Source organism: Mesorhizobium sp. CO1-1-8, assembly GCF_020164875.1.
In the GTDB taxonomy this organism is placed as follows: domain Bacteria; phylum Pseudomonadota; class Alphaproteobacteria; order Rhizobiales; family Rhizobiaceae; genus Mesorhizobium.
In genome coordinates, this window is the sequence record NZ_JAIUGZ010000015.1 from 124,816 (window position 1) to 138,391 (window position 13,576).

Genomic DNA, 13,576 nt, shown 5'->3' on the forward strand with positions numbered 1-13,576 from the left:
TTGCGGGGCTTGCCGGCGGCAGCGGAGGCGAGTGGCATGACGACGCCGGTGACCTTGACCCGCGCGCAGAAGGCGGCCGCCATACTTGTGGCGATGGGCAAGCCGTCGGCCAGCCGCCTGCTGAAATTCTTCAAGCAGGAAGAACTGAAGGCCCTGATCGAGGGCGCCCGCCTGCTGCGGACGATTCCGCAAAGTGATCTTGAGCGCATCGTCGCCGAGTTCGAGGCCGAGTTCACGGAAGGGGCGGGATTGCTTGATTCCGCCGACAGGATGGACACCATCCTCAACGAATCGCTCTCGCCCGAAGAGATGAGCGCGATCATGGGCGACAAGAAGTTCGAGGTCGCACCGGAAGGCCCGCCGCCGATCTGGCCCGAACTCGAAAAACTCGAACCGGCGCGGCTTGGTGCCTTCCTGGCCGGTGAGCATCCGCAGACGGCGGCCATGGTGTTGTCGAAGCTGGCGCCGCAGGTGGCGGCCAACGTGCTGCTGACACTGACCAAGCCGATGCGTGGAGAAATCATCAAGCGCATGGTGACGATGGCCAATGTTCCAGACGCTGCCGCCAGGATTGTCGAAAACCGGCTGCGCACCAGCGTGCTGGCGGAAACCTCGACCAAGGACACCTCGGCCGGGCAGGCGCGTGTCGCCAGCGTTCTCAACGAACTCGACAAGCCGCTGCTCGAGGAGGTCATGCAGGATCTGGAAGCCGCCGGCACGCCTGATCTCGACGGTGTGAGGGCCCGGCTGTTTGCTTTCGACGACTTGCCGCTGCTCACCCAGAAAGCCCGGGTGCTGCTGTTCGACGGGCTGTCGACAGAGCTGGTCACGCTGGCCCTGCGCGGCACTTCGGCCGCACTCGCAGAATCGGTGCTGTCGGCCATCGGCGCCCGCTCGCGGCGCATGATCGAAGCCGAACTCGGGCAGGGCTCGGACGGGGTCCCTCTCGCCGACATCGCGGCGGCCCGCAAGACGATCGTTACGACGACGATCCGGCTGTCGCGCGAAGGCGCCTTCGAACTACCCTCGACCCAAGACGCCGCCTAAGACCGCGCCATGGCTGACGCGGTCGACAAGGATTCGAAAACCGAAGAGGCGACGGAAAAGAAGATCCGCGACACCATCGAACAGGGCAAACTGCCCCATTCGCGGGAGACAGCGCTCTTTGCCTCGTTCGTTGCCATACTGGTGTTCACCGTCTTCTACGCCAAGGATGCAATCATCGATCTCGGCATGTTCCTGTCGATGTTCCTGGAGAAGCCGGAAGCCTGGCCGATGGACACGGAGGCCGACGTCATCGCGCTTTACAAAATCGTCCTCCTCGAGGTTGGCCGCGCCGTCCTGAGCTTGATGGTGCTGCTGACCGTCGCCGGCGTCGGCGCCTCGGTGTTCCAGAACATGCCGCAATTCGTAGGTGAGCGGGTCCGGCCGCAACTCTCGCGCATTTCCATCGCCAAGGGGTGGAACAGGCTGTTCGGCATCCAGGGTTGGGTCGAGTTCCTGAAGTCACTCGGCAAGGTCGGGTTTGCCATCGTCGTGCTGAGCTTCACCCTGTCGGAAGACCACCGCAAGCTGCTCGCCGGGATGATCACCAATCCGGTCGCCTTCGGTCTCGTCATCCGCGGCATCGCCGTCGACATCCTGGTGGCGATCGTCTTCGTCATGGGGCTGATCGCGGCAATCGACATCGTCTGGTCGCGCTTCCACTGGAAGCAGGATCTGCGCATGAGCAAGCAGGAGGTCAAGGACGAGTTCAAACAGTCCGAGGGCGACCCGATCGTCAAGTCGCGGCTGCGCTCGTTGGCGCGCGACCGGGCGCGCAAGCGGATGATGACGGCGGTGCCGCGCGCGACGCTGATCATCGCCAACCCAACACACTTCTCGATTGCGCTGAAATATGTGCGCGACGAGGACTCGGCACCCATGGTGCTGGCCAAGGGCCAGGATCTGGTGGCGCTGAAAATTCGCGAGATCGCGCGGGAACACAACATCCCGGTCTTCGAGGACGTGGCGCTCGCCCGCTCCATGTACAAGCAAGTTTCGGTCGATAGTGTGATCCCGTCACAATTCTACCAGGCCGTCGCCGAACTGGTGCGGATCGTCTACTCGAAAAAGGCTGAGCGCAGACAGATTTCATGAACCGGCAACCGCACGCAAAATCCCGCGAGATCATCGTCGCCAACGCTATCGAGCAGGTGGTGGGGGAACTCAGGCTGATCGATGTCGCCGACTACATCGCCTTTATCCGGCTGGAGCATTTCGCATGCCTGTCGGACTTGGTCGATTCAGCGGTTGAGTTGTTCTTCATGCCGGGCACTCTGCGGCTCGGCCATGGTGGTGAGGCGCATGTCGACTGGAGCGGCAGCCCGCGCATCGTGCTCGATCTGGAATTGAGGCCGCCCGGCGTCACCGTCTATTTCCAGCTGACGCTGAGCGAGCTCGGCGCTTCGGTGGCGGTCAACTACGTGTCGTTCGAGAAGCCGGGCGAAGACCCGGAGCACAACACGGCGCTGCTCGAGGCGGTGATCGAAGAGGCGCGTATCCGCAAGGTCGAGCCGCTCGGCTATCGCTGACCGTCGGTCGCTATCGAGCCGCCTGTCGAATTCCCCTATTCGATCAAGCCCAGCCGCAGCGCCTTGGCAACGGCCTGGTTGCGGTTGACGGCGTTGAGCTTCTGGGTCGACTGGGTCAGATACTGGTTGGCGGTGTGCACCGACAGTTTCAGGAGACGCGCGATCTCCTCGCTGGTGTTGCCGTTGGCGGTCAGCTTCAGGCATTCGAGTTCGCGCTTGGAGATTGCGCGCATGCGGCCGGCATCGGCCGGACGGATGCGGGCGACGGCGGCGAACAGCGAAAAGCAGCGGGCGTGTATTTCGTAGAGCACATCCTGCTGCAAGGTCATCTCCGAGCCCAGGAACACGACAAGGCCGCATTGGCCGCGGTCGGCGTGCACGGGAAAAGCGATGCCGCTGGTTCCGGGCGCCAGCGCCGCCATCCGCTCGGTCCAGGCGAGATTGCCAAACAGTTCCGCCATGGCGGCGACGCCGTCATCCGTCCACCAGCGCGGTTCGGTCGAGACGCGGGTGTGGCGCACGATCTCCTCGCCGTTGGCGCCTGAGATGAACTTGGTCGCCACGGCGATGCCGGGATAGTCGGAATCGAAGCATGGCACGAGCCGCGCCCGCTCGGGCGAGGGGCTTACGAAGAAGAGGCCGAAAGCCGAGGCATTCATGTCAACGGCGATCCAGCGGCAGCGGCGCACGGCATCGGGAATGGTGACCGCGTGATGGGTTTCGGAGCCAAGGGTGAAGGCCCCGAACGGGTTGCGCTGCTCGTTGAAAAGGGCTTCGGCCGTTTCCTTGATATCGGCGTGTTTCAAATGATGCCGCTCCTGATCGCCGTGGCGATGGCCATCGCGCGGTTGCTGGCCGCGAATTTCTGGATGGCGTGGGTGATGTAGCTGTTGACGGTGTTGGAGGAGACGCCAAGGATGACGGCGACCTCGTCGGTGGTCTTGCCTTCGGAAACCCAGAACAGGCATTCGCGTTCGCGATCCGACAACGGATCCTGCATAGCGGCGGCGGCAATCAGTTGCGGGATGTGCGAGAGCGCGTAGCAGCATTTCAGCTGCGCCCGCATCAGCGCCGGCTGGTCGATGCTGCCGGCGGTCGCCGCAGAGAACAGGGCGAACAGGCGCTGGCGACCGACATTGAGGCGCAACGAATAGATTTCGGCATGGCCGAGCACGTCGAGAAGCCGGGCTTCCTCGCCGGTGACCAATCCGTCTGCTTCTGGTGCCCGGGATGCCACCAGCGGCTGTGGGCGGATGCCTGGCGCGACGGTGAGCGCGCCTTGCGCAAGTCCGGCGATCAACCGCTTGCCGATCAGCTCGATGGCATCGAAAATCCAGTTGGAGGAGACGATGCGCGCATCGTTGCGGTCCTGGTCGTGGACGATGGCGACCAACATGTAGCTGTCGGCGCAGATCTCGGCGGTCAGTTGCATGAAAAAGCTGGTGAGATCGCCGCGCGACGTCAGGCGCGAGCCCAATGTGTCGGATTGAAGAAGTGCGGCGGGACTGCTCATTCTTGTTGCTTTTGGCCGGAATCGTTTCTGCTGTCCGGATGCTGGAAGCCAGCCGCCGAACCCGAATACGCATTACTTTGACGAAGACACACGCGTGGCGCAGGGCTGCGCCGAACCAAATACCGAATCCATTCAGGGAACGCGAAGCCGTCCGCGTCTGGTGCCGGAAAAGCTCCGGAACAAGAGACTTTGGGTGGTCGCCGCGCCCCCCAGGACCGGCTGATTCGGGTCTAATCTACCCGCAGTTGAATCTGACATCAAACGCGATTTGACAAAATCGAATGCGGTGGACTCACGTGCGACTCAGAGGTCGGTTTTCGCGCCCTGGACAGAAGACCGGGACGCGAAAGTCTTCGCCGGCCATCTCGGCGGCTAGTCGATTTCGCCAGGCTCGGAGCATTGAATAGACGGGCGCGCCGGTTGCTGTGCCGAACGCTGGTGCCTTGGCCCGATAATGGGAGCCGGGCGAAGTTGCCGCCCGGTCCCGGTGGTCTTTGCTTATGCCTGTCGTTGTCCCAAAATCGCTGGATGCTCCTGGACGACAGGCATCTACCGATCCTCGAACCCGGTCAGCACGCCGACCGCGTTGATGCCGATCTCCTCGACGGCATAGCCGCCTTCCATGACGAACAGCGTCGGCAGGCCGAGCCTGGCGATGCGGCGGCCGATCTTGGGATAATCAGATGTCTTCAGCTTGAACTGGCTGATCGGGTCCTTCTCGAACGTATCGACACCCAGCGAGACGATGACGACATCCGGTGCATAGGCGGTGAGCCTGGCGCAGGCATCCTCGAGCGAGGCGTTCCATGCATCCCAATCGGTGCCGAAGGGCATCGGATAGTTGATGTTGAAGCCTTCGCCGGCACCCGCGCCGCGTTCGTCGGCATGGCCGAGGAAGAATGGGTACTCGATCATCGGATCGCCATGCAGATTGAGCACCTGGACATCGGCACGGTCGTAGAAGATTTCCTGCGTGCCGTTGCCGTGGTGGTAGTCGACATCGAGGATCGATATGCGTTTGGCGCCCTGGTCGCGGAACCATTGCGCGGCGACGGCGGCGTTGTTGATGTAGCAATAGCCGCCCATGAAGCCGGCCCCGGCATGGTGGCCGGGAGGACGGCAGAGCGCGAAGGCGGAAGCCTCGCCATCCTTGACCAGGCCGGCGGCGGTCAGCGCCACGTCGTAGGAAGACTTGATCGCCGCCCAAGTACCTTCGACGAAGGTGGCGCCGGCATCGAAGGAATAATAGCCCAGCAGGGCGTCTATGCGCTTTGGCGGCACGTCGCCGCGCAGGCCGCGCGTCGGCCAGGTGAAGGGCATCGCCGTGCCCGTGAGGCCTGCTTCCAGCCATTGCGGCCAGACCGTCGGGAGAAAGTCGATATAGTCGGATTTGTGGATGCGCTTGGCGGCGGCAAGGTCATGTTCGTGCGGCGCGATGATGGGACCCAGTTTCTCGCTTGCGACCCGTGCCTTGATGAATTCGGCCCTCGATGGCTTTTCGAAACCCGGTACGATGGCTGATGTGACCAGTTCCATTTGGCCGGCATGGCCGGCGTGCAGGGGGGAGAAAACAGTCTTCATGAAATTCCTCTCGAAATGCGAAATCAGTCAAGGTTGAGATAGGGGCTCACCAGAGCGAGCCACATGGTTTCCACATCGTCCTCTATGAGGTCGAACGTCCTGCGATCCCTCTTCAGTCCGACCAGCCGGCAGGCGTGCCCGACTTCCATCATCACAAGGCCGAGCCGTTTGGCGATCTTGTCTTCGAGAGCAGGATTCACATGCCGCAGCCAGGCGGCATAAAGCGCGATGATCTGCTCATCATATTCGTCCTGGATAGGCCTGAGATCGGCGTTGCCTGAAATGGCTTCGATCACCGGCATCAGGGTCGCGTTTTCGAGATAGATACTGGACGTGTCGATAAAGAGCTTGCGCACCTCGCGCCGGAAATCTTCGCGGTTGGTGGGCTGGGGGACCTTGATGCGCCTCTCGATCACCTCCGGAAAGGAGGACAGCCAGCGCCGGGCGAGGTCCAGAAGAATGGCTTCCTTGTTGGGAAAGTACTGGTAGACCGAACCGACCGACAAGCCTGCGCGCTGCGCGATGGCAAGCGTCGTTGGCGTCCGGGTTCCTTGCTCCCGCGTCAGGATCAGAGCTGCGTCGAGAATCCTGTCGACAACCTTGCTCGACCGTTGCTGCCGCGGTTGCTTGCGCGGCTCGAGCGCTATCCTGGTTTTGCGGTCAAGACTGCGCTTCACGGCTTGATGTCCTCGTTCCCCGCCCGGTCTCAACATGGTGGAGCTTGCTGTCCACAATACATTCCAGATTCGGCATGTTGACAAACGCGAATATTCAGTCGCATTCTTTATCCACGCTGCCTCTTGGGATGACAAGGGGAATTTCCAAGACAGCGCACTGGCATTCTTTTCGTCCATGGCGTCGTTCCGGTGGAGTGGCAGGTCGTTGGACAAGAGGGTTTGTCGGTCTCAGTCAGTCGTCAAAAGCGCGGAGTCGCGATGTCTGCCACAGGTGCGGGTCACAATGCGGATCTGATCGTCATCAACGGTCGTGTGCGGACCATGGACGACGACAATCCCGCCGCCGAAGCCGTCGCCGTGAAGGACGGCGCCGTCATGGCCATCGGCAGCCGCGCCTCCATCGAAGAGTTCAAGGGACCGGCCACCAAGGTGATCGACGCCAAGGGCGGGTCCGTCCTGCCGGGTTTCATCGAAGCTCACATGCATCTGTTTTCGGGCGGGGCTGAACTTGCCCACCTTCAACTCACCGGTATTCATGGCTTCGAGGCGCTGCAGAAGGCGATCCGCGACTATGCGCCGACGCGGCCCGACGCGGAGATGCTGGTCGGCCAAGGTGTCGACTACACCGTGCTCGGCAGCGAGCGGGTGACGCGCCATCACCTCGACGCCATTTTGCCCGATCGACCGTTCTGCATGGCCGCGCCTGACCATCACACCATGTGGGCCAACACCAAAGCGCTGGAAATGGCCGGCATCCAGCAGGGGCGCACGCTTGGTCCGGGCAATGAGATCGTCATGGGTGACGATGGTCTGGCCGCCGGTGAATTGCGCGAGGGCGAGGCCTTTGGTCCGGTGCTCGACCTTGCCGGCGAAGGCCGGGTTAGGCTGGGGCTGTCGACCGGCGGCGAACCGGACCCGATGCCGACGGCGGCCGAGCGGGACGCCGACCGCGACATCATGCGGCGCGGGCTCGCCTGGTGCGCCCGCCACGGCATCACCTCGATCCAGAACATGGACGGCAACCTCTACCAGCTCGAGCTGCTGGCCGAGATCGAAGCCGAGGAAGGCTTGCCCTGCCGCGTCAGGATCCCGTTCCACTACAAGAATTTCATGACGCTCGACATGCTCGACAAGGCGTCATCGATGGCCGAACGCTACAACAGCGAATGGCTGTCGTCGGGCATGGTCAAGGTGTTCTACGACGGCGTTCTCGATTCCTGGACAGCTGTCATGGTCGAGCCATACGCCGACCGGCCCGACTGGGTGGGCGAGCCGCTGTTCACGCCGCAACAATTCATAGATCTGGCCGTCGCGGTCGACAGACGCGGATTGCAGATCGCCGTGCACTCGATCGGCGACGGCGCGGTGCGCGCGGTGCTCGACGGTTATGAGGCGGCGCAGAAGGCGAACGGCAAGCGCGACAGCCGTCACCGGGTCGAGCACATCGAGGTCACCACCACCGCTGATGTGCCGCGTTTCGCCGAACTCGGCGTCATTGCCTCCATGCAACCACCGCATCCGCCCGGCGCCATGGATTTTCCGCTGGAGCCGACCGTGTCGCGCATCGGGCCGGCGCGCTGGCCGCTGAGCTATGCCTGGCGGACCTTGAAGGATGCCGGCGCGCATGTCGTCTTTGCATCCGATTGGCCGGTGTCGCCGATCGATCCGATCCTGGGCATTCAGGCGGCAGTGTTGCGCAAACCGTGGGCAGAAAGCGACCCGGACCAGAGTTTCTCACTGCATGAAGCGATCGCCGGCTACACGATCGAGGGCGCCTACGCCGAATTCGCCGAGCACCGCAAGGGCACGCTGAAATCAGGCTACATGGCCGATCTGGTGGTTTTGTCGATGGATATCGAGAACACCGCCCCGGCCGACCTGCACAAGGTGCGGCCCGTGACGACGATTTGCGGCGGCAAGGTCACCTATCAGGCCTGACTACGGCATGGGGCTTGCAAGCCTCAATGACTGATTGAACTGTGACCCAATGCCGGGCTTGCCAACCCACCGGCCATGTGGTCACATCGAACAGGGGAAGAGCTCCGCCAGCAAGAGCGGGGTCAACAGTGAGGCGTAATCGTGCCGGACAAACCGGATCGGAATGCGATTGAAGTAGTAAACGTCAGCAAAATTTTCGGATCAGGTGAGGGGCAGGTAGCTGCCCTCGACACGGTCTCTGTATCTATCCGCGAGAACGAATTCTTCACGTTGCTGGGGCCATCCGGCTGCGGCAAGACGACGTTGCTCAGGCTGATCGCCGGCTTCGACTTTCCAACCGCCGGTGAAATTCTGCTCTACGGCCAGGACATCGCGCCGCTGCCACCCTTCAAGCGGCCGGTCAACACTGTTTTCCAGTCCTATGCGCTGTTCCCGCACATGACGGTCGCCGACAATATCGGCTTCGGCCTGGAAATGCTGGGTAAGCCGAAGGCCGAGATCAAGGCGAGCGTCGCCGAGATGCTGAAGCTGGTCAAGATGGAGGCACTCGCCGGTCGTCGCACCAGCCAGATCTCCGGCGGCCAGCAGCAGCGCGTGGCCTTGGCCCGCGCCTTGGCACCGCAGCCGAAGGTGCTTTTGCTCGACGAGCCTTTGTCCGCACTCGACTACAAGCTGCGCAAGGAGATGCAGATCGAGTTGAAGCGGCTGCAGCACGAGACCGGTATCACCTTCATCTTCGTCACCCACGACCAGGAAGAAGCGCTGACCATGTCCGACCGCATCGCTGTCATGTCATCGGGCAAGATCCTCCAGGTCGGTTCGCCCTGGGATATCTACGACAAGCCGGCCGAACGCTTCGTTGCCGACTTTATCGGTGAAACCAACTTCCTCACGGCCGCCATCAGCGAGATGGCCAACGGCAAGGCGCGCGCCACGCTCAAGTCCGGTGCGACCATCGAGGCGACCGTGGCCCAGGGTTTCCAGCCCAAACCCAATGCCACGGTCGTGGTTCGGCCTGAACACGCCAAGCTGACCAAGGCCAAGGGCGAACTCTCGGGGACGATCGACAACATCGTCTATTTCGGTACCGACACCCACATCCATGTTCATCTCGACAGTGGCGAACTCTTCACCGTACGCCAGCAGAACACGCGCAGCGCGGGCTGCGGTTTCGAGAAGGGCGACGCGGTCGGCATCCTCATCGGCAGCGATGCCGCCCAGGTCCTGAAGGACTGACGATGGCGACCGCGGAAGAAGTCGCCAAGGCAGCGGAGCGGCGCGATGTCCGCGACCGCTGGCTCTTGTCAGCGCCAGCGCTGCTGGTCATTTTTCTCGCCGCGACCGGCCCCCTGCTGATCGTGCTCGTCTACTCGTTCCTGACGCCAGGCTCCTATGGCGACGTGAAGTGGCAGTTTTCGCCGGAAGCCTGGATAGCGGTGTTTCTGGAACGCGATATCTTCGACGACACGCTTTCGATCGCTGCCGCCCACGTCACCATCTTCCTGCGCTCGATCAAGCTCTCAGTGGTGACGACGATCGCCACTTTGGTGCTTGGTTTCCCGACTGCTTATTTCATGGCGACGCGCAGCGAAAAGACCCGCGATCTCTGGCTGTTCCTGATAACCATTCCGTTCTGGACCAACCTCCTGATCCGCACCTTCGCGGTGCTGCAGATCATCCGCAACGAAGGTATCATCAACACGATCCTGCTCAAGCTCGGCATCATCTCTGCGCCGATCCAGATCCTCTATACCGACACGGCGATCCTGATCGGCATGACCTATGTCTACCTGCCGCTGATGGTGCTGCCGATCTATGCCAGCATGGAAAAGCTCGATTTCCGGTTGGTCGAGGCGGGATACGATCTTTACGCGTCGCGCTTCCAGGTGCTGCGGCGGATCATTTTTCCGCTGGTCAAGCCGGGCGTCATCGCCGGCTCCATACTGGTCTTCATTCCAGCGCTTGGCGCCTATGTGACACCGAGTGTTCTTGGCGGCGGCAAGAACATGATGCTGTCCAACCTGATCGAATTGCAGTTCGGGCAGGGCCGCAACTGGCCACTCGGCTCGGCGCTGTCGATCGCCGTCATGATCATCGTCATGGTGGCGCTGCTTGCCTATGTGCGCAATGCCGGCAAGTCGGGGGTGCGTCATGGCTAAGAACTTTTCCATCAAGCACCAGCCAGGATTCACCGCGATCGCCGCGACCTGCTTTATCGTGCTGTATCTGCCGATCATCGTGCTGGTCATCTATGCCTTCAACGCGGCGAGCTCGACCTCCGAATGGGGCGGCTTTTCGCTGAAATGGTTTCAGTCGGCATGGCAGAACACGCAGGTCGTCGATGCCACGCTGCGTTCCTTCCAGATTGGCTCCATCGCGGCGGTGCTCTCCACGATCTTTGCCACCATGGCGGCGCTCGCCACCACCCGCACCGCGCCCTATCCCGGCCTCACCTTCAAATATGCGGCGATCAACCAGCCGCTGATGGTGCCCGAGATCGTCACTGGGGTGGCGCTGCTGATCTTTTTCTCGCGCATCAAGATCTTCACCGGCTATTCCGGCATCGGCTATCTGGTGGCCGCGCACACGGCGTTCTGCATTCCCTTTGCCTACCTGCCGATCCGGGCGCGGCTTGAGAATATGGACCTGACGCTGGAGCGTGCCGCAGCCGACCTCTACGCGACGCCCTGGAAGGCCTTCCGGCGCATCACGCTGCCGCTTCTGTGGCCCGGCATCCTGGCCGGGCTGATGCTGGCCTTCGTCATCTCGCTCGACGACGTCGTCATCACCGAGTTCGTCAAATCGGGCGGCCAGGACACGCTGCCCACCTACATGCTCGGCCAGATCCGCCGCGGCATCACACCCGAGATCAACGCGATATCGACCGCCTTCCTGCTGCTTTCGGTCGCGATCGTCACGTTGTTTTTCTTCGTCAGCAGGAAACGAGACTGAACCGAAAATGGGAGTTAAAACCATGAACTGGAAGACGACAGCAACCGCCATGGGGTTGGCGCTGCTCGCCTCGACGGGCCTGGCCCGCGCCGACGGCGTGCTCAACATCTACAATTGGGGCAACTACACCAGCCCCGACGTGATCAAGAAGTTCGAGGCCAAATACAACGTCAAGGTGACCATCACCGATTACGATTCCAACGACACCGCGCTGGCCAAGGTTCGCCAGGGCGGCACCGGCTTCGACATCGCCGTGCCGTCGCAGACCTACGTACCGATCTGGATCAAGGAAGGCCTCATCCAGGAGACCGATCCGGGCAAGATGGAAAACTTCAAGAACGTGGCGCCGGAATGGGCCAATCCCGATTTCGACCCGGGTCGCAAATACAGTGTTCCGTGGGCGTGGGGCACGATCGGCGTGGTCGTCAACACCGATGCCTACAAGGGGCCGGCCAACACGTGGGGCATCGTCTTCAACACGCCTGACGAGCTGAAGGGCAAGGTCAATGTCGTTCCGGAGATGGGCGATGTGATGTTCGCCGCGATCAAGTATGTCGGCGGCCAGCAATGCACCGACGACAAGGCGGTGCTGAAGAAGGTGCGCGACCTGCTGGTGGCGGCCAAGCCGAACTGGATCGCGATGGAATACAACACCATCGAGAAGATGGGCGCCGGCGACTTCAAGGCGACCAGCGACTGGAACGGCTCGGCGCTGCGCCAGCGGCTGGCCAACCCGGCCATCCACTACAACTATCCGAAAGAAGGCTACGGCCTGTGGAGCGACAACGTCGTCGTTCTGAAGGAAGCCAAGAACGTCGAGAACGCCAAGCTTTTCCAGAACTTCATCATGGACCCGGAAAACGCGGCAGGTCTCTCGGCCTTCCATCGCTACGCCAATGCCATCACCGGTTCGGACAAGTACATGCCTGCCGATATGAAGGACGCGCCGGAAGTCATCATTCCAGCCGCGGACAAACCCCTTGGCGAGCTCCAGCAGATGTGCCCGCCGGAGACCCAGGAACTTTACACCAAGATCTGGACCGAGTTGCAGAAGTAAACTGGGTTCGACGGACCCGGCGGCACACGCCGCCGGGTCCGTTTTTATGTTCAAGGGACTCGGCCGTCATGGACTCCTATCGCAATTCCGATCCGCGGCCGCCGATCATGCAGGGCTCGCCGCCCGCCATGGTACCGCCGAAGCTCGACTGGGACCGGCCGCCGTGGAACCGCTGGGCGTTCCAGCACATTCGTGAAATTCTGCCGACCGCCGAAGTCTGGCGCGGCAACGGCCATCGCCGCCGTCTCGAACGCGCCGAGGTCGATCTCGACGGGCTGCAGGTCGAGGACAGCGAGGGCATGCCGACAACGCTCGCCGGGCTGCTCGACGAGACCTATACGGACGGTTTTCTGGTGCTCAAGGACGGCAAGGTTGCCTATGAGCGCTACTTCAACGGCATGGATGAGCGTACCCTGCACCTGTCGCAGTCGATGGCGAAGTCCCTTACCGGTTCGGTGCTCGGCATACTGGTTGGGCGCGGGCTGATCGATCCGGCCAGGCCGGTAACCGACTACCTGCCGGAACTCGTCGTTACCGGCTGGGCCGGCGCCGGTGTGCAGCATGTGCTGGACATGACCAGCGGCGTCCGCTTCTCCGAGGAATATACCGACCGCTATTCCGATATCGGCCAGGTCGATGTCGCCACCGGCTGGAAGCCGGTGCCGCCGGATAGCGATCCGGCCTTCCGCTGGCCCTCGCACATGTTCGAACTGATCCTCGGCTTGAAGGGAACGATCCGCCCGCATGGTGCTCAATTCGAGTATCGCTCGATCGAGACCGATGTACTCGCCTTCATCATGGAACGGGTGACGGGCAAAAGGCTGCCGCAACTGGTTTCGGAAGAACTCTGGCAAAAGCTCGGCGCTGATGAGAGCGCCTGTTTCACGGTCGACAGCGCCGGCTATGCGGTGGCCGACGGTGGCTTCAACGCGACGCTGCGCGACTATGGCCGCTTCGGCCAACTGATCCTCGACAATGGTGGCGGCGTCGTGCCGGCCGGCTGGGTCGAGGCGACGCGCAACGGCAGGCATGGGCCGGACTTCAGCCCCAGCCTGCCGGAGGGCAGCTATCGCAACCAGTTCTGGATCGAGGACCCGCGCTCGCGCGCACTGATGTGCCGCGGCGTGTTCGGTCAGATGATCCATATCGACTGGAACACCGGAATGGTCGTGGTGAAGCTTTCGACCTGGCCGGATTTCGCCAATGGTGCCTATTCCATAGCGACGCTGAAAGCCGTGCACGCTATCGCAACGGCACTTCGCTGAGCCCCACAAGAAGAAACGAC

The 13,576-nt window shown here is 62.2% G+C and carries 13 protein-coding genes; 9 read left to right on the top strand and 4 right to left on the bottom strand.

Translation table 11 applies throughout. From position 1 onward, the window contains the following. The first annotated feature begins 36 nt into the window (after positions 1 to 36). Genes LB558_RS25825 through LB558_RS25835 form a run of 3 tightly spaced genes read left to right on the top strand, consistent with a single transcriptional unit; the run spans position 37 to position 2,573 of the window. A complete protein-coding gene (locus LB558_RS25825) occupies positions 37 to 1,047 on the top strand; it encodes a flagellar motor switch protein FliG (protein ID WP_224700140.1) in 1,011 nt (336 codons plus the stop codon). A gap of 9 nt (positions 1,048 to 1,056) precedes the next feature. Continuing rightward, positions 1,057 to 2,139 carry a flagellar biosynthesis protein FlhB gene (flhB, locus tag LB558_RS25830; RefSeq protein ID WP_224700141.1) on the top strand — a complete coding sequence of 361 codons (1,083 nt, stop codon included), beginning with the start codon at positions 1,057 to 1,059 and terminating at the stop codon, positions 2,137 to 2,139. Then, the gene (locus tag LB558_RS25835) at positions 2,136 to 2,573 is read left to right on the top strand and encodes a hypothetical protein (protein ID WP_224700142.1); all 438 of its coding nucleotides are present in this window, start codon (positions 2,136 to 2,138) and stop codon (positions 2,571 to 2,573) included. The genes flhB and LB558_RS25835 overlap by 4 nt, the downstream gene beginning before the upstream one ends. Before the next feature lie 35 nt (positions 2,574 to 2,608). Here LB558_RS25835 and LB558_RS25840 read toward each other — a convergent pair whose 3' ends face one another. The 4 genes from LB558_RS25840 to LB558_RS25855 form a co-directional block, all read right to left on the bottom strand. Further along, entirely contained in the window at positions 2,609 to 3,379 is a 771-nt protein-coding gene (locus tag LB558_RS25840) for a helix-turn-helix transcriptional regulator (protein ID WP_224700143.1), read from the bottom strand. Beyond that, on the bottom strand, positions 3,376 to 4,086 hold the full coding sequence (locus tag LB558_RS25845; RefSeq protein ID WP_127257812.1) for a helix-turn-helix transcriptional regulator: 711 nt from the start codon (positions 4,084 to 4,086) through the stop codon (positions 3,376 to 3,378). The genes LB558_RS25840 and LB558_RS25845 overlap by 4 nt, the downstream gene beginning before the upstream one ends. A 549-nt stretch (positions 4,087 to 4,635) precedes the next feature. Continuing rightward, positions 4,636 to 5,667 (bottom strand): histone deacetylase family protein, encoded by a 1,032-nt coding sequence (locus tag LB558_RS25850; RefSeq protein ID WP_224700144.1) that lies wholly within the window; start codon positions 5,665 to 5,667, stop codon positions 4,636 to 4,638. A 23-nt stretch (positions 5,668 to 5,690) separates the two neighbouring features. Continuing rightward, positions 5,691 to 6,521, bottom strand: coding sequence for a TetR/AcrR family transcriptional regulator (locus tag LB558_RS25855; protein ID WP_224700145.1), 831 nt, complete (start codon positions 6,519 to 6,521; stop codon positions 5,691 to 5,693). Positions 6,522 to 6,602: 81 nt separating this feature from the next. Between LB558_RS25855 and LB558_RS25860 the strand changes: the two genes are divergently transcribed. The 6 genes from LB558_RS25860 to LB558_RS25885 all read left to right on the top strand — a co-directional run bounded on the left by LB558_RS25860 (position 6,603) and on the right by LB558_RS25885 (position 13,556). Next, positions 6,603 to 8,282, top strand: coding sequence for an amidohydrolase (locus LB558_RS25860; protein WP_224700146.1), 1,680 nt, complete (start codon positions 6,603 to 6,605; stop codon positions 8,280 to 8,282). 141 nt (positions 8,283 to 8,423) lie between these two features. Next, positions 8,424 to 9,518, top strand: a complete 1,095-nt coding sequence (locus LB558_RS25865; protein ID WP_224700147.1) for an ABC transporter ATP-binding protein — start codon at positions 8,424 to 8,426, stop codon at positions 9,516 to 9,518. Between the two features lie 2 nt (positions 9,519 to 9,520). Beyond that, a complete protein-coding gene (locus LB558_RS25870) occupies positions 9,521 to 10,441 on the top strand; it encodes an ABC transporter permease (RefSeq protein WP_224700148.1) in 921 nt (306 codons plus the stop codon). Then, entirely contained in the window at positions 10,434 to 11,234 is an 801-nt protein-coding gene (locus LB558_RS25875) for an ABC transporter permease (RefSeq protein WP_023809983.1), read from the top strand. Before LB558_RS25870 ends, LB558_RS25875 begins: the two co-directional genes overlap by 8 nt. A 22-nt stretch (positions 11,235 to 11,256) precedes the next feature. After that, positions 11,257 to 12,291, top strand: coding sequence for an extracellular solute-binding protein (locus tag LB558_RS25880; protein WP_224700149.1), 1,035 nt, complete (start codon positions 11,257 to 11,259; stop codon positions 12,289 to 12,291). A 68-nt stretch (positions 12,292 to 12,359) separates the two neighbouring features. Beyond that, positions 12,360 to 13,556 carry a serine hydrolase domain-containing protein gene (locus tag LB558_RS25885; protein WP_224700150.1) on the top strand — a complete coding sequence of 399 codons (1,197 nt, stop codon included), beginning with the start codon at positions 12,360 to 12,362 and terminating at the stop codon, positions 13,554 to 13,556. Positions 13,557 to 13,576: the final 20 nt, after the last annotated feature.

Coding starts and splice junctions, on each gene's coding strand:
- LB558_RS25845 (WP_127257812.1), bottom strand. CDS start 4,086: ATGAGCAGTCCCGCCGCACTTCTTCAATCCGACACATTGGGCTCGCGC.
- LB558_RS25875 (WP_023809983.1), top strand. CDS start 10,434: ATGGCTAAGAACTTTTCCATCAAGCACCAGCCAGGATTCACCGCGATC.
- LB558_RS25850 (WP_224700144.1), bottom strand. CDS start 5,667: ATGAAGACTGTTTTCTCCCCCCTGCACGCCGGCCATGCCGGCCAAATG.
- LB558_RS25825 (WP_224700140.1), top strand. CDS start 37: ATGACGACGCCGGTGACCTTGACCCGCGCGCAGAAGGCGGCCGCCATA.
- LB558_RS25855 (WP_224700145.1), bottom strand. CDS start 6,521: ATGGACGAAAAGAATGCCAGTGCGCTGTCTTGGAAATTCCCCTTGTCA.
- LB558_RS25860 (WP_224700146.1), top strand. CDS start 6,603: ATGTCTGCCACAGGTGCGGGTCACAATGCGGATCTGATCGTCATCAAC.
- LB558_RS25870 (WP_224700148.1), top strand. CDS start 9,521: ATGGCGACCGCGGAAGAAGTCGCCAAGGCAGCGGAGCGGCGCGATGTC.
- LB558_RS25885 (WP_224700150.1), top strand. CDS start 12,360: ATGGACTCCTATCGCAATTCCGATCCGCGGCCGCCGATCATGCAGGGC.
- flhB (WP_224700141.1), top strand. CDS start 1,057: ATGGCTGACGCGGTCGACAAGGATTCGAAAACCGAAGAGGCGACGGAA.
- LB558_RS25880 (WP_224700149.1), top strand. CDS start 11,257: ATGAACTGGAAGACGACAGCAACCGCCATGGGGTTGGCGCTGCTCGCC.
- LB558_RS25835 (WP_224700142.1), top strand. CDS start 2,136: ATGAACCGGCAACCGCACGCAAAATCCCGCGAGATCATCGTCGCCAAC.